The organism is Salipiger abyssi (assembly GCF_001975705.1).
GTDB lineage: Bacteria > Pseudomonadota > Alphaproteobacteria > Rhodobacterales > Rhodobacteraceae > Salipiger > Salipiger abyssi.
The window spans coordinates 450,162-468,501 of record NZ_CP015093.1 but is presented as its reverse complement, the minus strand read 5'-3'; the positions used below and the strand labels follow the sequence as shown (position 1 = coordinate 468,501).

The 18,340-nt window shown below is 64.8% G+C and carries 15 protein-coding genes; 2 read left to right on the top strand and 13 right to left on the bottom strand.

The window, feature by feature from the left end; translation table 11 throughout:
• Window positions 1-113: 113 nt before the first annotated feature.
• The 13 genes from Ga0080574_RS05900 to Ga0080574_RS05840 form a co-directional block, all read right to left on the bottom strand.
• Window positions 114-875 carry an ABC transporter ATP-binding protein gene (locus tag Ga0080574_RS05900; RefSeq protein ID WP_076696035.1) on the bottom strand — a complete coding sequence of 254 codons (762 nt, stop codon included), beginning with the start codon at window positions 873-875 and terminating at the stop codon, window positions 114-116.
• On the bottom strand, window positions 872-1,729 hold the full coding sequence (locus Ga0080574_RS05895; protein WP_076696033.1) for an ABC transporter ATP-binding protein: 858 nt from the start codon (window positions 1,727-1,729) through the stop codon (window positions 872-874). Before Ga0080574_RS05895 ends, Ga0080574_RS05900 begins: the two co-directional genes overlap by 4 nt.
• A gap of 70 nt (window positions 1,730-1,799) precedes the next feature.
• Window positions 1,800-2,711, bottom strand: a complete 912-nt coding sequence (locus Ga0080574_RS05890; RefSeq protein WP_076696031.1) for an ABC transporter permease — start codon at window positions 2,709-2,711, stop codon at window positions 1,800-1,802.
• A complete protein-coding gene (locus Ga0080574_RS05885; RefSeq protein ID WP_076705713.1) occupies window positions 2,708-3,727 on the bottom strand; it encodes an ABC transporter permease in 1,020 nt (339 codons plus the stop codon). Before Ga0080574_RS05885 ends, Ga0080574_RS05890 begins: the two co-directional genes overlap by 4 nt.
• 40 nt (window positions 3,728-3,767) lie before the next feature.
• On the bottom strand, window positions 3,768-5,369 hold the full coding sequence (locus Ga0080574_RS05880; RefSeq protein WP_076696029.1) for an ABC transporter substrate-binding protein: 1,602 nt from the start codon (window positions 5,367-5,369) through the stop codon (window positions 3,768-3,770).
• A gap of 69 nt (window positions 5,370-5,438) precedes the next feature.
• Window positions 5,439-6,500: a dipeptidase gene (locus Ga0080574_RS05875; protein WP_076696027.1), complete on the bottom strand. Its 1,062-nt coding sequence runs from the start codon at window positions 6,498-6,500 to the stop codon at window positions 5,439-5,441.
• A 70-nt stretch (window positions 6,501-6,570) separates the two neighbouring features.
• Window positions 6,571-7,989, bottom strand: a complete 1,419-nt coding sequence (locus tag Ga0080574_RS05870) for a hypothetical protein (RefSeq protein WP_237219326.1) — start codon at window positions 7,987-7,989, stop codon at window positions 6,571-6,573.
• A 618-nt stretch (window positions 7,990-8,607) separates the two neighbouring features.
• Window positions 8,608-10,413, bottom strand: coding sequence for a calcium-binding protein (locus Ga0080574_RS05865; RefSeq protein ID WP_156876307.1), 1,806 nt, complete (start codon window positions 10,411-10,413; stop codon window positions 8,608-8,610).
• A 20-nt stretch (window positions 10,414-10,433) separates the two neighbouring features.
• Window positions 10,434-10,781, bottom strand: coding sequence for a hypothetical protein (locus tag Ga0080574_RS05860; protein WP_076696023.1), 348 nt, complete (start codon window positions 10,779-10,781; stop codon window positions 10,434-10,436).
• A 513-nt stretch (window positions 10,782-11,294) separates the two neighbouring features.
• Window positions 11,295-12,677, bottom strand: a complete 1,383-nt coding sequence (locus tag Ga0080574_RS05855) for an aspartate aminotransferase family protein (RefSeq protein WP_076696020.1) — start codon at window positions 12,675-12,677, stop codon at window positions 11,295-11,297.
• A gap of 96 nt (window positions 12,678-12,773) precedes the next feature.
• On the bottom strand, window positions 12,774-14,057 hold the full coding sequence (locus Ga0080574_RS05850) for an ArgE/DapE family deacylase (RefSeq protein ID WP_076696018.1): 1,284 nt from the start codon (window positions 14,055-14,057) through the stop codon (window positions 12,774-12,776).
• Window positions 14,054-15,082, bottom strand: a complete 1,029-nt coding sequence (locus tag Ga0080574_RS05845; RefSeq protein WP_076696016.1) for a histone deacetylase family protein — start codon at window positions 15,080-15,082, stop codon at window positions 14,054-14,056. The genes Ga0080574_RS05850 and Ga0080574_RS05845 overlap by 4 nt, the downstream gene beginning before the upstream one ends.
• Window positions 15,079-15,780 (bottom strand): GntR family transcriptional regulator, encoded by a 702-nt coding sequence (locus Ga0080574_RS05840; RefSeq protein WP_076696014.1) that lies wholly within the window; start codon window positions 15,778-15,780, stop codon window positions 15,079-15,081. Before Ga0080574_RS05840 ends, Ga0080574_RS05845 begins: the two co-directional genes overlap by 4 nt.
• Window positions 15,781-15,907: 127 nt before the next feature.
• Here Ga0080574_RS05840 and Ga0080574_RS05835 point away from each other — a divergent pair, with 127 nt between their 5' ends.
• Entirely contained in the window at window positions 15,908-16,678 is a 771-nt protein-coding gene (locus Ga0080574_RS05835; RefSeq protein WP_076696012.1) for a class II aldolase/adducin family protein, read from the top strand.
• 91 nt (window positions 16,679-16,769) lie between these two features.
• On the top strand, window positions 16,770-18,317 hold the full coding sequence (locus tag Ga0080574_RS05830) for an ABC transporter substrate-binding protein (protein ID WP_076696010.1): 1,548 nt from the start codon (window positions 16,770-16,772) through the stop codon (window positions 18,315-18,317).
• Window positions 18,318-18,340: the final 23 nt, after the last annotated feature.

Here is an 18,340-nt window from a genome sequence, read left to right as displayed (position 1 = left end):
TCCGGGATATTTGGGGCCAATTGAAACATGGGGTTCCGCGCGCGGCAGCCTGTTTCCATTGGCCATAAATATCCCCGCCGGAGGCAGGCCGTCCATCGCGGCCGGGTGCGCGGTCAGGAGGTCTCGCGCACGCTGCGGATCGAGCTGTCGAGCAGGTGGCGCGTATAGGCATGCTCGGCCTGAAGCGCGCGCATCTTCTCCACATCCAGCAGCTCGACGATCTCGCCATGCTGCATCACCGCGATGCGGTCGCACATATGGCCGATCACGCCGAGATCGTGGCTCACCATCAGGTAGGTGAGCCCGCGTTCGGCGCGCAGATCCGAGAGCAGGTTGAGAATCTCCGCTTGCACCGACACATCCAGCGCCGAGGTCGGTTCGTCGAGCAGCACGATGCGTGGCTCGGGCGCGAGTGCGCGGGCGATGGCGACGCGCTGGCGCTGGCCGCCTGACAGCTGGTGCGGGTAGCGGAAGCGGAAGCCCTTGCCGAGCCCGACATCGTCGAGCAGCCTGTCGATGCGCGTGTCGATATCGGAAAACCCGTGCAGTTTCAGCACCTCGCCCAGCACCCGGTCGACCGTATGGCGCGGGTGCAGCGAGGCGTAAGGGTCCTGAAACACCATCTGCACCTGCTTGAAGAAGGCCGGCGCGCGCTTGCGGCCGAGCGGCGTATCCAGCACCGACATCTCGCCGGTCCAGCTGTCGACCAGCCCGGCGATGGCGCGCAGCACGGTGGATTTGCCCGAGCCGGATTCGCCGACGAGGCCGAAGCTTTCTCCCTCGGCCACGATGAAGTTCGCGGATTTCACGGCACGGATCTGCTCGGCGCCTTCGCCGAAATAGACCGAGAGGTCGCGGATCTCGATGGCACTCATGTCAGCGCGCTCACGGAAGGGGCCTCACGCCAGGCGGGATCGCGTTGCAGCGCGTCGAGGCGCGGGCGGGGGTGTTCGAGATCGGGCACGGAATTCAGCAGGCCTATCGTATAGGGGTGTTTCGCCTCGTGCAGCTTGCCGGCCTGACAGACCTCGACGATGCGCCCGGCATACATAATCAGGATGCGGTCGCAGAAATTCGACACGAGGTTGAGGTCGTGGCTGATGAAGATCAGCCCCATGCCACGGTCGGTGACGAGCTTGTCCATGATCTCCAGCACCTGGAGCTGCACCGACACGTCGAGCGCGGAGGTCGGCTCGTCGGCGATCAGGATCTCGGGGTTGGGGATCAGCATCATGGCGATCATAATGCGCTGACCCATGCCGCCCGAGACCTCATGCGGGTAGAGCGACATCACCCGCTCCGGATCGCGGATCGCCACCGCGTCGAGCATGGCGACGGCGCGCTTGCGCGCCTCGGCACGGGAGAGTTTCTCGTGGGTGAGCAGCGCCTCGGTGATCTGGCTGCCCACGGTCATCACCGGGTTCAGCGAGAATTTCGGATCCTGCATGATCATCGAGGCATGGCGCCCGCGGATCCTGCGCATCTCGCGTTCCGAGGCGGTGAGCAGATCGGTGCCGCCCATCTGCATGCGGTCGGCGGTGACGATGCCGGGCTTGCGGATGAGCTTCAGGATGGCGCGCCCGGTCATGGATTTGCCGGAGCCGCTCTCGCCCACGATGCCGAGGCGTTCGCGCCCGAGCGAGAAGGAGATGCCGCGCACCGCCTCGAAACTGCCGGAGCGGGTCGGAAAGGTGACGCGGAGGTTTTCGACGTCGAGAAGATTGGTCATGGTGCGCCTCTGGCCGCTGTCGGGCCGGTGCGTATTTGCAAAGAGAAGACGTGGCGGGCCGGGGGAGGGGTCATTTCCCGGCCTCCTTGGGATCGAGCACGTCGCGCAGCCCGTCGCCCAGCAGGTTGAAGGCGAGCGAGATGGTGAAGATGGCAAGCCCCGGGATGGTGGCGACCCACCAGTAATCGAGGATGTATTTGCGCCCCTCCGAGACCATGGCGCCCCATTCCGGCGAGGGCGGTTGCGCGCCGAGGCCGAGGAAGCCGAGCCCGGCGGCGGTCAGGATGATGCCCGCCATGTCGAGGGTGACGCGGATCACGAGCGAAGAGATGCAGAGCGGCCAGACATGGCGCGTGATGATGCGCAAGGGGCCGGCGCCCTGAAGCTTGATGGCATGGATGAAATCGGAATTGCGGATGGTCAGCGTCTCGGCCCGGGCGATCCGCGCATAGGGCGGCCAGGCGGTGAGCGAGATCGCCAGCACCGCGTTCTCGATCCCCGCGCCCAGGGCGGCGACAAAGGCCAGCGCCAGGATCAGCCGAGGGAAGGCGAGGAAGATATCGGTGAAGCGCATCAGCGCCACGTCGATGATGCCGCCCATATAGCCCGCCACGGTGCCGATGATCAGCCCCAGCAGCGGCGCCACCAGCGCCACCAGCGCGACGATATAGAGCGAGATGCGGGCGCCATAGACGATGCGCGACCAGATATCCCGCCCGAGACTGTCGGTGCCGAAGATATGGCCCTCCCACCCCGGCGGTTTCAGCCGCGCGCCGAGATCCTGCACGAACGGGTCCTGCGTGGCCAGCAGCGGTGCCAGGAGGGCCGCGAGGATCAGCAGAACCAGCACCACCAGCCCGGCCATGGCCAGTGTGTTGCCGCGCAGTTTCAGCCAGCCCGCATACCAGGCGGCGGCGCGCGCCTGGGCGCGCGAGGCGGGGGCGTCGGCCAGAAGCCAGGCGCGGAGAGACGTATCGCTCATTTGGCCCTCGGATCGAAGAAACGGTAGAGCAGGTCGGAGAAGATGTTCAGCGCTACAAAGATCGTGCCGATCACCACCGTGCCGCCCAGCACCGAATTCATGTCATTGGCCAGCAGCGAGGTGGTGATGTACTGGCCGATGCCGGGCCAGGCAAAGATGATCTCGGTCAGCACCGAGCCTTCGAGCAGGTTGGCATAGGCCAGCGCGATCACGGTGATGAGCTGGATGCGGATATTGCGGAAGGCATGGCGCCAGATCACCGCCCATTCCGACAGGCCCTTGACCCGCGCGGTGGTAATGTATTCGGAATTGAGCTGCTCCAGCATGAAGCTGCGGGTCATCCGGCTGATATAGGCGAGGCTGAAATAGCCCAGCAGCGAGGCCGGCAGGATGATGTGGCTGAAGGCGTCCTTGAAGACGGTCCAGTCGCCGGCGATCAGACTGTCGACCAGCAGGAGCCCGGTGCGCGTCGGCACCAGCCCCTGGTAGAACACGCCGAGCCGTCCCGGCCCCGCGACCCAGCCGAGAATGCCGTAGAAGATCAAGAGCCCCACGAGCCCCAGCCAGAAGATCGGCATGGAATAGCCCACAAGCCCCACGAGCCGCGCCAGCTGGTCGATCCAGCGGCCACGGAAAACCGCCGCCAGCACCCCCAGCGGCACACCGATGAAGACGCCGATCAGCGTGCCCAGCGTCGCCAGTTCCAGTGTCGCGGGGAAGACGCGGGCGATGTCGTCGGAGACCTGCTGGCCGGTGCGGATCGAGGTGCCGAAATCGCCATGCAGCACATCGTTCACATAGATCGCGAATTGCACAAGCAGCGGTCGGTCGAGGCCGAGCTCGCGGAACACCTCGTCATATTGCGCCTGCGTCGCGCGCTCGCCGATCACCGCGAGCACCGGGTCGATGGGCATGACCCGGCCGATCATGAAGGTGACGAACAACAGCCCCAGCAGCGTGACCGCGACGGTCAGCGCCGTGCCGGCGGTCTTTTTCAGCCAGCGGGGAACGGGCAGCCTGCGCTGCCCGCCCGGAGTTTGCGAAAGATCGGCCACGTTACTTGGTCACGACCCAGTAGGAGGCCGCCGTGGTGGCGCCGCCGGAGATGAAGTCCTGCACATTCTCCTGCATCGCGTGCTGCTCGATCTGCTGGAACATGATGCCGAAGGGCGAGACCTGCTGATGCTCCTTCTGAAGCGCCAGATACATCTCGCGGCGGGTGTCGGTGTCGTTCTCGGTGACCGCGGCGAGGGTTTCCTCGCTCATCTCCGGAATGCCCCATGCGTTGCGCCACGCGAGCAGGCCGGTGGCGCCGGCCTCGTCGGAATTGTCCGGGTTGTAGGCAAAAGTGCCCGCGTTGGTGTTGGGGTCGGGATAGTCCGGGCCCCAGGCGCCGAGATAGATGTCATGCTCGCGCGCGCGGTAACGGTCGAGTGTCTGTGCACCGGTGCCGACGATCAGCTCTGCCTCGCAGCCGAGCTGGCCCCAGGTGTTTTGCAGCGATTGCGCGATGTCGATGCGCTCCTGCGCCTCGCGGACCGAGATCTTGATCGGACCGCAATCGGGGAAGCCCGATTCCGCCAGCGCCGCCTTGGCCTTGTCCATGTCGAAGCTGTAGGGCTTGTCCTGGAGCGCGCCGAGGAAGGTCAGCGGCAGGAAGGCCTGATGCACGGTGTATTGCCCGTTGAGGAAGCTGCCGGCCATGCCCTCGTAATCGGTGGCCCATTTCAGCGCTTCGAGCACCTTGGGATCGCTCAGCATCTCGTTCTTCTGGTTGGCCGAGAAATACATCAGACGGCCCTTGAGCTCGTCGATGACCTTGAGCCCGTCGGTCTCCTTGACAGAGGCGATGTCCTCGGGGCTGAGGTTGCGGGCGATGTCGATATCGCCGCGCTCCAGTTGCAGGCGCTGGGTGGCGGATTCCTGGATATGCTGGACGATCACCCGCTCCATCGCCGGTTTCTCGCCGCCGTAATTGGGGTTGAGATCCATCAGCACGGATTCGTTGGGCTTCCAGTCCACCACCTTGTAGGGGCCGGAGCCGGCGGTGTTGGTGCGCAGCCATTCCGCGCCCATGTCGCCGTCGACCTCATTGGCCATGACGGTTTCCATGTCGACGATACCGCCGATGGTGGCGGTCAGGCAGTTCAGCACGAAGGAGACCGCGTATTTCTGGTCGAGCTTGATCACCAGCGTGCTGTCGTCGGTGGCGACGATGGTATCCTCGACATTCTCGGGGGTAAAGCCGAACTGGGTGAGGATGAAGCTGGGCGTCTTGTTCAGGATCACCGCCCGGCGCAGCGAGAATTCCGCGTCCTTGGCGGTCACCGGGTTGCCGGAGGCAAAGACATGACCCTCGGCCATGGTGAAGGTGATCTCGGTGCCGTCCTCGGAGATCTCCCAGCTTTCGGCCAGTTCAGGCCCGAAGCCCGCGTCGAGATCGAGCGGGTCGAAATTCACCAGCTTTTCATAGACGTTGCGCGACACGTCGGCACCGGCGAATTCAAAGCTTTCGGCGGGGTCGAAGGTCTTGATGTCGTCGATGCGGTTGGCGATCACCAGCATGTTGGGCGGGGTTTCCGCCATGGCGGGCAGGGCGGCCGAGCCCATCAGGGCGGCGACCAGCGCGGCGGCGCGCAAGCTGCGTGACTGTTTCATGATATTTACTCCCTACGGTTATGTTGTCTTTTGTCCGGCCCGTTATTGCGTGGCCTTGTCGTTTGCTCTTCAGTCGCCCCAGGTCCGGCGCAGCACGCGCAGCCAGTTCCGGTAGGCCAGTTTCTCCATCAGCTCGGGCCCGATGCCGTGACCGGCCATCGCCGCCCGCAGGTTGGGCAGGCCCGCGCAGTCGCCGATATCCTTCGGCACCAGCGCGCCGTCGAAATCCGATCCGAAGCCCACGCGGTCCTCGCCCAGAAATTTGATCAAATGGTCAAGATGGCGGAGCAGCAGGTCAAGCGAAAAATCGCTGTCCATCTGCCCGTCAGGGCGCAGGAAGGCGGAAGCGAAGTTGATTCCGACCATGCCGTCGCTTTCGGCAATCACCTGCAATTGCCTGTCTGTCAGGTTGCGCGAGTGCGGGGTGACCTCCCAGGCATTGGAATGGGTGGCGACCAGAGGCGCGTCGGAAAGCGACGCGACGTCATCGAACCCCTGCTCATTTAGGTGGCTCAGATCGACCATGATTCCGAGCGCATTGCACTCGGCGATCAGCCGTTTGCCATGCTCGGTCAGCCCCGGCCCGGTATCGGGCGAGGCGGGGAATCGGAACGGCACGCCATGGCCGAAGATCGTCGGGCGTGACCAGACCGGCCCGAGCGAGCGCAGCCCGCGCGCATGCAGCGCGTGCAGGGTCTCGAATTCCGGGTCGATGCCTTCTGCGCCCTCGATATGCATGATCGCCGCCATGTCCGGCCCGTGGATCGCGGTTTCCAGCTCGGCCACGCTGCGGCAGATGGTGACCGCGCCGGCGTTTTCCAGCGCCTCCAGCGCCGCGACGCCGCGCATGGTGACGTCATGGCCTTCTTCGAAGGAGATCATCGGCGGCAGCGGCATATCGTATTCGGGCTTGTTCATCTCGTCCTGGCGCTCGGCCTTGTTGCTGGGCGAGGGCACGAAGATCGCAAAGAACCCGCCGGCAAAGCCGCCAGCCTTGGCGCGGGGCAGGTCGATATGGCCGTCGGGCAGCCCGGAGGCGACACCCTCTGCGGTGGCGGTGTCGCGCAGCAGGCGCAGGATCAGGTCGTTATGGCCGTCGAAAATCGGCGGGTCGATGAGGGGGGACGTCATGGTATCGCGGGCTCCGCAGTCTTGGTTGGACCGAGACTGGCACCGCGAGTCATTCGTGTGCAAGCAAATTTCAGCTCAGCAGATAGGCATAGGCCAGAACCCAGAGCGGCAATGCCACCAAAGCGGTCACCATATAGCTCCCGTTCCAGCGCAGACCCACATGACGTGCGCTGACATTGCCGAAGGAACCGGTGAGCAGCGTGGTGGCGGTGAATGGCGAGCTGATGCCGCCAAGCGCCCAGCCGGCGGTGATCGCGGTGACCAGCGCCACCGGCGTGACGCCGAGCTCGGCGGGGCTCGGCAGCAGCGGCGCGATCATGGTGACTGCGAGGATCGGGTTCATGGCGAACTGCCCGGCGAGGGGTATCACCCAGACGAGCCCCGCCAGCACCAGCCAGGGCGGCAGATCCTCGGGATGAAAGCCGCTGGCCTTGACCAGCGGCACCAGCAGCGGCGCCGCGACCGTGCCGATATAGCCCGCCATCATCAGCAGCAGGACCTCGCCGCGATAGCCCGGCATTTCGCGGAAACAGTAATCCGACAGCCGCCGGCGCAGCGGCGCGGCGCCGGCGCGCGCCTGGAGCACCGCCCAGACCAGCGCCATCGCCGGCACGATCACCAGCACCAGCCCGACCACCCGAATGCCGGTCAGCGCCCCCAGCACCAGCACGCTGGCGGCGAGGATCGCCAGCAGCGCCAGCAGCGGCAGCATCAGCGCCCAGGAGCCCTCGGGCTCGGGTGTCTTGGCGGGGTGGCTGAGGCGCGGCTTGAACAGCGTATCCAGACCCCAGCCGATCAGCGTCATCAGCGCGGCGGTGCCGAGCGCCGGCAGCAGCACGCTGCCCCAGCTCGTGCCGGGGATTAGCACGGTGGTGATGGCCACGGCAAAGGACAGCGGCGACCAGGGCAGCGAGGTGATGAAACCGCGCTGGATCGCCAGCAGCATGCGGCGGCGGCGGTGGTTGCGGATCTCGGCATCGGGCTCTTCCTGCGCCGCCGCGGTGGCGAGGCTGCCGAGCAGCGAGATCGCGCCGTAGTTGAGGATCAGCGCAAAGGCGGTGCCGCCCATGGTCAGCGCCAGATAGCGCCGCCCCGGCGGCTGGCGCGCCAGAAAGCTGCCGCCCGCGCGGATCGCCTGCGAGGGCTCGGCGGCGCTGCGCAGCGTCGCCAGCGCAGTGAAGAAGGCGCCGATGAAGGCGGCGGAGCGGGCGGCGCGCAGCACCACCTCCTGCCAGTCGCCGCCGCGCCAGATCAGCGCCCCGGTGAGCGCCAGCGCCGCGATGACAAACCCCTTGCGCCCGGGCCGGACCTGAAAGAAGAGCACCGCCACCAGCAGCCCCAGCAGCACGAAGAGCAGCGGGTCGAGCGCCGCCGGCCCGCCCCATTCGCGCAGCGCCACAAGCCCGGTGACCGCCATCAGCAGCAGCCCGGCGACGCGGTCGGGAAGGGGGGGCGCCATCGCCTGCGCGGGGCTGGAAGTCTCTGCCATGGGGCGCGTTTCGGCCTGTCCGGGAGCTCGGCGCCGCCAAAGGGTGCGGCTCCGATGGGATATTCCCGTTGTAGATCACCATTCCCGCCGGGCTGCAATCGCCCCGCCGCCGGCGCGACCCGTCAGCCAAGCGTCACCGGGCGCGGGATCCGGGCAAACGAAAAAGGCCCCGCGCGACGGAACCAAAGCCAAAATCCGATCAGGTCGATTTTGGGCGGAGGTTTTTATTGCCCTCGCTGAGGTATGGCTCGTCGCGACGAAAGCCCGGTCTGGTTGGAAGCCATCGACTGGTTGCGGCGCGTTTGTCCATCCATGATTTGTATTGCGATGTCGTACCCACCTGCTCCTTGTCGGAGTGAGGCGCGGAGTGCCGCGTGTTTCGATGCGGCATCAGAGTACCGCCCATGGTTTTGGTTCCGGACGCGATGTTCCGGACGAGCCTTTCGGGGATGCGGTCGGCAAACCGGATCCGGGCGTGGGGCAGCGGTAGGGACGTGATCCACCCTCCTGAAGAGGATGGATCAGGGGCACCGCCGTCCGGGGGCTCCCGAGATAAAGCGCGGAACCGAAACGGTTTACGCGAGCGCCGCTCGAAAGGTCTGGCGCATGGCGCAGCACCTACATGATGTCGAAGCTTTCGCCTGCGGATAGAACCGTGATGGAATCGAGGTCGGCACCGTCCACAAGTGCCCAGACAACCAGGCCGCTCGGGACATGGGTGACGAACGCCTCTTCAACGCCCGCTTGTCCTGCGCCGGGAGTCTCGGCGAATTGCACCAGGAAATCGTCGGCGGACACGGCGCCGCCGCCCCAGATCAAAACGTCATCCTCTGAGCTGTCGTAGTCCTGTAGCCAGTCCGTGCCATGCGGAGATGTGCCGAGATGGAAGAACCTGTCCGCACCTGCGCCGCCGTTCAGGCGGTCAAAGCCATAACCGCCATTCAGGAAGTCGTCGCCTTCTCCGCCCAGCAGCATGTCACTGAGCGCACCGCCCGTGACCACATCGGCGCCCGAGCCGCCGGCCAATGTGTCGGCACCAAAGCCACCTTCGATCGTGTCGTTGCCATCGTCGCCCACCGCAAAATCGTTCCCGTAACCCGCGATCAGCATGTCGTTGCCCGCGCCGCCGTGGATCTCGTCACGCAGATCGCTGGAAGACTCGCCGCCTGTCAGCAGATCGCCGCCGTCACCGCCCAGAAGCGTATCGGGACCGTCTCCGCCGTTCAGCGTATCGTTTCCGCCCAGCCCTTCCAGGCGGTTCGCGCCGGCGTTGCCGGTGAAGAGGTCGTCCCCCTCAGTGCCCGCGAAACTGTCGCCATAGTGGGCGAGGAAATCTTCCACGCTCACGGCGAGGTCGGTGAAGACGAGCCGCTCAACCCCTGTCAACCGGTCCTCACCATCGATCGCCGCATCGCCGGTGCCGGTGATCCAGAGTCGATCGCCATCGGCGCTGACGCTGTAATCGGCCCAGTTCGCGCGGTAAAAGGCGGTATCGGCATCGCCCTCACCGCCCATTAGCACATCATTGCCCGCACCGCCATGCATCAGATCGTCGCCGGCGCCCCCGACCAGCACGTCGGCGCCCTCGCCGCCGAGCAAGCGGTCAAGCCCATCGCTGCCCATGATCACATCGTCTCCGGCGCCGCCATCCACGGCTTCCGGGGCGCTCAGGAATTCGAAGTCGTCTTCGTCGCTAAGGTCGCGGGGGGTGATGATCCGGAATGCGCCATTTTCCCATGAATAGACCGAGCGTCCATCTTCGATCGTGCGGTCGGCGAACCGCATCCAGACCGTCCCGTCATCCCCAAGTGCCGTCTCGTACCGGATGGCCGCTTCGCGTGAACCGAAAGACAGCGGCACACCGTCCTGCATCCCGTCATCGTCCAAACTGAGGACCGAGATGTCGTACCCGTCATCCTCCGGTGTCAGATTCAGCCTTGCGCCACCACCGTCTGGCGAAACCTGCTCGAGCTGGGGCTCTGAGAATTCCAGGATTTCGGACGTGTCCTGCTGGCTGTAAAGCTGCTCGCGCGAAACCAGGCTGCCATCCGGCGAGAACGTGATCTCTGTCAAGACGTTGTCACGGCTGGCCTGGAGGATGGCGATGTTGCCCGATTCGTCGAGGCGCGCGCCAATGCTGCTTCCCGGTCCCAGAAGATCGCTCAGGTCGGATTCCTCGCCCAGAGGCATGCCGTCGGCGTCCGCATGTTGCATCAGCAAGCCACTATTGGCGGGGATCAAGGCAGACGATGTGTTCGCATATCTCAGCGTAACGCTGGTTCCATCCGGTAGCTCGAAAACACCACCGTTAGTGATGAAATCCGTGTATCCGTCGGTTGGGTCGAATGGATCGCCGATCAGGCCGTCTTCGGAAATTGGCACGACGGACACATGACGGCCAAAGTAGATGCTGTCATCATTCACGCCAATCTCGTAATCATAGTTTATATAGGCCTGCGGCAGACCATCCGGGCCAATCTGGAATTGTGCGAAATCGCTGTAACGACCGTATCCCGGAGATCGTTCCTGACGCTCGCAACCGTTGTGGAAGAAATCAGGGTGCCGTCAGCCGCGATATGGTTTAATTGCACTTCTCCGGCGGAAACCCGCTCATATCCGTCAAGCCCGCCAAATAGGTAAGTGTAGCCGTCGATGCTATTGAGGGTCATAATCGTCCCGTCTGCCATCGCGAAGCTTTGCGTGTCGCTTACCACGGGATCTTCGAGACTTGTTTCAATCTCCGGTGCCGAAGTGAATGGGAGAATCTCTTCTAAAAGCAGATGGTTAGACATGGGTTCGCTCCTCGATACGAGGCGGGTCGCCCCGCCGGATAGATGGCTTTCCGTGAGAGCGGGCATAGGGCTGTCACGTAACGTAAAGGGAGAAGGGGATCTTATGAACACCCTTTCCACGAGAGTGGAGCAAATCGAAAAACACACCGGAATACAATGGGGCGCGATGATCTATATGCGCGGCATGATTTGCGCATGAAAGCGTTTCGGATTTTCTCCGCGCTATATCCGGTGGCACTGATGTGCATCGCCCGGTCTGCCGGGGTTTATAGATCGCAAATCGGTCCGATCGTGTCGAATATTCGATGATTGTTCTGGCGCCGATGCGCTTTCGATGGGCGTTCCGTCTTGAGAATGCCCGCTCGAAAGGGGGCAGATCGGGTGCGCATGGCGGCAGGGGGCGCTTCCCGATGCCATCGCTTTGCCCACCCAGGCGGAGGCCGGTCCCGTCAAATACGAAAAACGGCCCGGACGTATCGTCCGGGCCGCAAACCGTTCACGCGGTGACGCTGCTCAGAGCAGGCCTTCTTCCTTGGCCCAGTCCAGCGCCCGGTCGAGCGCGCGGCCGAAGCGGGCGAGGATCTGCTCGATATCCTCTTCGGTCACGATCAGCGGCGGGCAGAAGGCCACGGTCTCGTAGACCGAGCGCACGATCAGCCCTTCCTCGGCGCAGAGCGCGGTGACCTTGGCCGCCATCATGCCCGCCGGTTCGAAGGACTGGCGCTTTTCGCGGTCCTTGGCCATTTCCACGCCCGCGATCAGGCCGATGCCGCGCACCTCGCCCACCAGCGGGTGATCGGCGAATTTGCGCAGCCCCTCCTGGAACATCGGCTCCAGACGCGCCGCGTTGCCCATCAGGTCTTTCTCTTCGATGATCTTGAGGTTCTCGAGACCCACGGCACAGGCGACCGGGTGGCCGGAGCCGGTGAAGCCATGGCCGAAGGTGCCGAGCTTGGCGGTGTTGTCGGCGATGGCGTTATAGACCTTGTCGTTCACCACGATGGCGGCGAGCGGCATGTAGGAGGAGGTGAGCTGTTTCGAGGTCACCAGAATGTCGGGGGTAAAGCCGTAGCGCTCGCAGCCGAAGCGCGCGCCGGTGCGACCGAACCCGTTGATCACCTCGTCGGCCACCAGCAGGATGTCGTATTTCGCGCAGATCTCGGCAACGCCCGGCCAGTAGCCTTCGGGCGGGGTCATCACGCCGCCGGCGCCCATGACGGGCTCGCCGATGAAACCGGCGATGGTCTCGGGGCCTTCGGCGAGGATGGTGTCTTCGAGCTCTTTCAGCAGGCGGGCGGTGAATTCGGCCTCGCTCTCGCCCTCATTGGCGAATTTCCAGTAATGCGGCGTGGTCAGGTGGGTGACCGGGATCGCCGGCAGGTCGAAATCCTTGTGGTTCGCCGGCAGTCCGGTGAGCGAGCCGGACGCGATGGTGATGCCGTGATAGGCCTTGTTGCGGGCGAGGAATTTCTTCTTCTCCGGGCGGCCAAGGCCGTTGTTGAGGAACCAGGCCATCTTGATGACCGTGTCGTTCGCCTCGGAGCCGGAATTGGTGAAGAACACCCGGTTCAGCCCCTCGGGCGTCATCTCGACCAGCTTTTCGGCCAGGCGGATCGACGGCTCATGCGCCTTGTGCGCGAAGGTGTGGTAATAGGGCAGCTTCTTGAGCTGCTCGTATGCGACATCGGCGAGACGGGTTTCCGAGAAGCCCACGGCCACCGACCACAGCCCCGCCAGCGCCTCGATATATTCCTTGCCGTCGCTGTCATAGACCCGGGCACCGTCGCCCTTGGTCATGATCATCGGACCCTTTTCCTCATGCAGGCGCATATTGGTGTAGGGGTGCATCGAATGGGCGATGTCGGAGGCGTGAAGCGAATTCGGACGCTGGTTCATGGGATACTCCGGTTTGAACGTGAGGGGAATCGTGGCGCTGGGCGCTCTGGGTCAGAGACTAGGGGAAGTGTACGGGAAAGGTCACGGAAGATTTGATCATATTTCCTCCAATCCGCACCATTCTGCGATGAATAGCGCGATGGTGCCGGTTATTCGTTTCACGGAGGACAGGCTGACCCGTTCGTCAAAGCCGTGGATCGCCTCGGAGACGGGGCCATAGACCATGCAGGGCGTGTCGCCGTAGATCACAAAGACCCGCCCGTCGAGATAGGCGGGGCTGACAAAGCTCTGCATCGGCGCGCTGTAGCTCGACAGATGCGCGCGGGCGAGCGTGCCTTCCGCCTCGGAGCCTTCCTCCAGCACGTAGCCCTCGGCGAAAAAGCCGTTGAAGACGATTTCGGGCGGGTTGTTGGCCAGGAAGGAGATACTCTCGGAGACTTGGCGCAGATGGTCCTCGATCTCGCGCGCGGCCTCGGCGGGTTTCTCGCCGGGATAGAGCGCGATGCGGCAGTCGAATTCGCACCAGGCCGGCACCGACGAGGCCCAGTCTCCGCCCGCGATCTTGCCGACATTGAAGTTGATCGGGTGGTCGAGCTCTTCGAAATAGCGGTGATCGGTCTTGCGGGCGTTCCAGGCGGCCTCCAGTTCGCGCAGGCCCCGGATCAGCTCATAGGCGGCCTCGATGGCATTGGCGCCGGAGCCCGCCTCGCGCACATGCACGGGCACGCCCTGCACCCGCACGCGGAACCACAGCACGCCGGTATTGGCGCGCACCAGCTTGTCATCCACCGGTTCGGGGATGATCGCCGCATCGGCCCTGTAGCCGCGCAGCAGCGCCGCCAGCGCGCCGTTGCCGGTGCATTCCTCCTCGACCACCGATTGCTGGTAGAGCGTGGCCGCCGGGCGGTAGCCGAGCCGGGCCAGCGCGTCCACGGCAAAGACATTCGCGGCAATCCCGGCCTTCATGTCGGCGACGCCGCGCCCATAGAGCCAGTCGCCGTCGCGGTGCGGCTCGAAGGGCGGCGCGCTCCACATCTCCAGCGGGCCGGTGGGCACCACGTCGATATGGCCGTTGAGCACGAGGCTGCGCCCCGTCTCTTCGCGCGGGCGCAGGGTGCCGACGACATTGATGGCGTTGGAATAATCGACCGTCACCGGAGAAAAGCCGGGATGGTGCCTGATCTCGTCCACGTCGATGGCCCAGCGGTCCATGGCGTAGCCGCGCGTCTTCAGCGCGTCATGCAGGAAATCCTGCGCGGTGTGCTCCTGCCCGCGCAGGCTGGGATAGCGGCCGAGCGCCTCGGTAAAGGCGATCTGTTCCTCGAAGCCGGCCGCGACCTCGGCGAGAATCTTCTGCGTCAGCTCCGGCGACAGGCTCATGTCTCGCGCCCCAGAAAGCCGGTCATGAAGGAGACGAGCGAGGTGGTGAGATCCGGCGAGAGATAGCCGCCCTCCTGCACCAGCACGGTGGGATAGCCCGCCGCCGCGATCATCTCGCCGGCGCGGCGGAAGCCGTCCCAGCTTACCTGCATGCCCTTCAGCGGGTCTTTCTCATGCGCGTCGAGCCCGAGGCTGACCATCAGCGCGCCGGGCGCGAACGCGGCGATGCGCGCCAGTCCCTGCGCGATGCTCTCCAGCCAGCGCTCGTCGGTGGTGGTGCGGGGCAGGGGGAAGTTGAGGTTGTGCCCCGCGCCGGCGCCGCTGCCGGTCTCATGCGCATAGCCCACGAAGAACGGGTAATAGCTGTTGGGATCGGCGTGGATCGAGACGGTGAGCACATCGGCGCGGTCGTAAAAGATCGCCTGCGTGCCGTTGCCGTGATGCACGTCGATATCCAGTGTCGCCACCCGGTCGTGCCCCTTGCGCAGGCGGGCGGCGGCGATGGCGGAATTGTTCATCAGGCAATGGCCCGCCGTGATGTCGGCGCTGGTGTGGTGGCCCGCCGGACGGCAGAGCGCATAGGCGGCGGCGTCGCCCGCCAGCACCGCGTCGGCGGCGGCCACGGCGCAATCGGCGGCGCGGCGCGCGGCGCGCCAGCTATGCTCGCCGATGGGGGCGGAGGTGTCGCCCATATGCCAGCCGGCGCGCCCGACGATGCTGTCGGGATAGGTGGCAAAGCTGCGCTGGGCAAAGACGTTGGGCACCACTTCGGGGCCGCAGTCGGGCAGTTTCTGCCATTCCTCCCAGGCGGTTTCCAGGAAGCTCAGGAATTGCGGCGTGTGCACCGCCTCCAGCGCTGCCTGTGGCGCCTCGGGCGGCTCTTCCGTGGGCAGGGACAGCGCGTCGAGCCCGGCCAGCAGCAGCCTGGCGCGCTCGGCCTGTTCGGCGTTGCGCAGGATCTTTCCGTGGGTCAGCCGGAAGACCGGGTCATGCGCCTCGGTCTCGGGAGCGTAGTAGCATTTCATTCTGTCCGGTCGCTTTCCAGTTTGCGAAACTGTTCGGTGACGAGCGTGCGCGCCTCGCCGATGTGATAGCTGATCGCCTCGACCGCCCGCGCCTCGTCGCCGCTGCGCAGCGTTTCGAGGATCGGCACATGGGTCTCGGCCAGCCGTTGCGGATCGTCGTAGAGCTGGCCGATCAGCATGATCGACAGCTCGGTCTCGACGGCGATCTGTTCGAAAACCGCGAGATATCGCGGATTGCCGGAGCCGGCGCAGAGCAGCCGGTGAAACTGCATGTCGGCCTCGACCTGGGTCAGCATGTCGAACGCGGGCCCCGCCACCCGGTGCAGTTCGTCGATCTGGGCTGTGAGCTTGGCCTCGGTCTCGCCCAGCCCGTTGCGGATCAGCCGCCGGATCACGGCGATCTCGATCACCAGCCGGAATTCGTAGAGATCGTCCAGCTCGCGCGAGGTGAAGCCGCGCACGAAAAAGCCGCGATTGGGCTCGTAGGTGACCAGCCCGGTGGTCTCCAGCAGCCGCGCCGCCTCGCGCACCGGGGCGCGGCTGACGCCGAGCTGCCGTGCCACCACCGATTCGGAGAGCCGCGCGCCGGGGGCGAGCTGACCGGTGACGATGGCCTTGCTCAGCCGCCGCGCGACACGCTGAACGAGCCCCTCGCGGTCGAGCGGCCGAAATCCGTCACTGTCGTTCTGCTGGTCCATGGCGCCGGGTGTGAAAGCACATCTTTCGGTCAGGTTAATTGTCTTTTCGTCGATTGTCGACAATTTCCTTGACCAAAGATGCAAGGATGTTCTTTCTTTAGGCAGGCAACGGAAAAGGACGACTCTCATGCCCGACGGTGCGCTGGAACAGACGGTTTCCCGGATGCGACGCGATCTTGCGGCGGCCTACCGGCTGATCGCGCTCTTCGGGATGGATGACGGCATCTACACCCATATCTCGGCGCGCATGCCCGACGGGCCGGGGGGCGAGAAGCGCTTTCTGCTCAACCCCTACGGGCTGCGCTTCGACGAGGTGACGGCGGCCAATCTGGTCACCGTGGACGAGACCGGCGCGGTGATCGACGACCCCTATGGCGCCGGCGTGAACGCGGCGGGCTTTACCATCCATTCCGCCGTGCACATGGCGCGCCACGATGCCGCCTGCGTGCTGCACACCCATACGGTGGCGGGGGTGGCGGTCTCTTCGGTGCGCGAGGGGGTGCTGCCGCTCAACCAGTGGTCGGCGCAGTTCCACAACCGCATCGCCTTTCACGATTACGAGGGCATCGCGCTCAATCTCGAAGAGCGCGCCCGCATCATCGCCGATCTCGGCGAGAAACAGGTCATGCTGCTGCGCAATCACGGCACGCTGATCCTCGGCCGCTCGGTGGCCGAGGCGGTGAAGCTGGCGATCAATCTCGAACGCTCCTGCAAGGCGCAGGTGGCGGCGCTGAGCATGGGGCTGACGCCGGTGGTGCTCTCTGACGAGGTGGCCGAACATACCGCCCGGCAATATCAATCCGCCTATGACAAGCAGGAAGAGCGGGGCGGGCGCGATCCCGAATGGGACGCCTATCTGCGCCAGCTCGAAACGGCGGCCCCCGGCTATCAGGGATAGCCCTTCGTTCGCTCCGGCCAGATCCGGGGCGGCAGAGTCCGCGACAAGACGGACCGAACCTCAGAACCGGAAAAAAACCGACAGGGAAACCATGAAACATCTCAAAGCGACAACCTTTCTGATCGCCGCCGCGCTGGCGGCGCCGCTTGCCGCGCAAGAGGCCGGCGGGCGTCTCGATATCGTTGTGCAGCCGGAACCGCCGGGGCTCATGCTGGGGCTGGTGCAGAACGGACCGACCCAGCTCGTGGCCGGCGACATCTACGAGGGCCTGCTGATCTACAACACCGATCTCGAACCCCAGCCGGGGCTGGCGGAAAGCTGGGAGATCTCGGAGGACGGCCTCACCTACACCTTCAAGCTGCACGAGGGGGTGAAGTGGCACGACGGAGAGGATTTCACCGCCGATGACGTGGTGTTCTCGGCCGATGTCTTCCTGCGCGAGACCCATGCCCGCCTGCGCGCCTCGCTGGCCTATGTGGAGAGCGTCACCGCGCTCGATCCGCTGACGGTCGAGTTCAAGCTGAAAGAGCCCTTCGGCCCCTTCATCAGCGTCTTCGAGGCGGCGACCATGCCGATGATCCCCAAACATATCTACGAGGGCACCGATTTCGCCACCAACGAGATGAACGCCACGCCCATCGGCACCGGCCCGTTCAAGTTCGATGAATGGGTGAAGGGCAGCTATATCCATCTCGTCAGGAACGAGGACTACTATATCGACGGTCTGCCCTATCTCGACGAGGTCTATTACCGGGTGATCCCCGACGCCGCCTCGCGCGCGGTGGCCTTCGAGACCGGCGAGGTCGATGTGCTGCCCGGCGGTTCGGTGGAGAACTGGGATGTGCCGCGGCTGACCGAGATGGAGGGCGTCTGCTCGACCGGCGAGGGCTGGGAATTCTTCGCGCCGCATGCCTGGATGTGGCTGAACAACCGCGAGGGTCCGACCTCGAACAAGCTGTTCCGTCAGGCCGTCATGTACGCGATGAACCGCGAATTCATGAAGGATGTGGTCTGGAACGGCTTCGGCAAGGTGCCCACGGGGCCGATCTCGTCCAAGACGAATTTCTATTCCGACGACGTCACCCATTACGATTACGACCCCGACAAGGCCAGGGAGCTGCTGGCCGAGATGGGCTATGACGGCGAGCCGGTGCGCATCCTGCCGCTGCCCTATGGCGAGACCTGGCAGCGCTGGGCCGAGGCGGTGCGCCAGAACCTCACCGAGGTCGGCATCAATGTCGAGATCGACAGCGCCGATGTCGCGGGCTGGAACGAGAAGACCTCCCAGTGGGATTACGACATGGCCTTCACCTATCTCTACCAGTACGGCGATCCGGCGCTGGGCGTGTCGCGGAACTACACCGCCGACCGCATCAAGAAGGGCAGCCCCTGGAACAATGTCGAGGGCTACGAGAACCCCGAGCTCGACGAGAAATGGTTCGCCGCGGCGACCATGGTCTCGCCCGAGGAGCGTCAGGCCGCTTATGAGGAGATCCAGAAGGAAATCGTCGACGACGTGCCGGTCGCCTGGATGCTGGAGCTGGAATTCCCGACCATCTACCGCTGCAACATCAAGGATCTCGTGACCACCGGCATCGGTGTGAATGACGGCCCGCGCAACGCCTGGATCGAGAAGTAACCGCCGGGCCGGGCAAATCTTTT

What these genes read in the sequence shown, in the direction of transcription:
- Ga0080574_RS05895 (WP_076696033.1), bottom strand. Translation starts at nt 1,729, where the DNA reads ATGACCAATCTTCTCGACGTCGAAAACCTCCGCGTCACCTTTCCGACC.
- Ga0080574_RS05830 (WP_076696010.1), top strand. Translation starts at nt 16,770, where the DNA reads ATGAAACATCTCAAAGCGACAACCTTTCTGATCGCCGCCGCGCTGGCG.
- Ga0080574_RS05850 (WP_076696018.1), bottom strand. Translation starts at nt 14,057, where the DNA reads ATGAGCCTGTCGCCGGAGCTGACGCAGAAGATTCTCGCCGAGGTCGCG.
- Ga0080574_RS05835 (WP_076696012.1), top strand. Translation starts at nt 15,908, where the DNA reads ATGCCCGACGGTGCGCTGGAACAGACGGTTTCCCGGATGCGACGCGAT.
- Ga0080574_RS05875 (WP_076696027.1), bottom strand. Translation starts at nt 6,500, where the DNA reads ATGACGTCCCCCCTCATCGACCCGCCGATTTTCGACGGCCATAACGAC.
- Ga0080574_RS05855 (WP_076696020.1), bottom strand. Translation starts at nt 12,677, where the DNA reads ATGAACCAGCGTCCGAATTCGCTTCACGCCTCCGACATCGCCCATTCG.
- Ga0080574_RS05880 (WP_076696029.1), bottom strand. Translation starts at nt 5,369, where the DNA reads ATGAAACAGTCACGCAGCTTGCGCGCCGCCGCGCTGGTCGCCGCCCTG.
- Ga0080574_RS05840 (WP_076696014.1), bottom strand. Translation starts at nt 15,780, where the DNA reads ATGGACCAGCAGAACGACAGTGACGGATTTCGGCCGCTCGACCGCGAG.
- Ga0080574_RS05845 (WP_076696016.1), bottom strand. Translation starts at nt 15,082, where the DNA reads ATGAAATGCTACTACGCTCCCGAGACCGAGGCGCATGACCCGGTCTTC.
- Ga0080574_RS05860 (WP_076696023.1), bottom strand. Translation starts at nt 10,781, where the DNA reads ATGTCTAACCATCTGCTTTTAGAAGAGATTCTCCCATTCACTTCGGCA.
- Ga0080574_RS05870 (WP_237219326.1), bottom strand. Translation starts at nt 7,989, where the DNA reads ATGGCAGAGACTTCCAGCCCCGCGCAGGCGATGGCGCCCCCCCTTCCC.
- Ga0080574_RS05890 (WP_076696031.1), bottom strand. Translation starts at nt 2,711, where the DNA reads ATGAGCGATACGTCTCTCCGCGCCTGGCTTCTGGCCGACGCCCCCGCC.
- Ga0080574_RS05900 (WP_076696035.1), bottom strand. Translation starts at nt 875, where the DNA reads ATGAGTGCCATCGAGATCCGCGACCTCTCGGTCTATTTCGGCGAAGGC.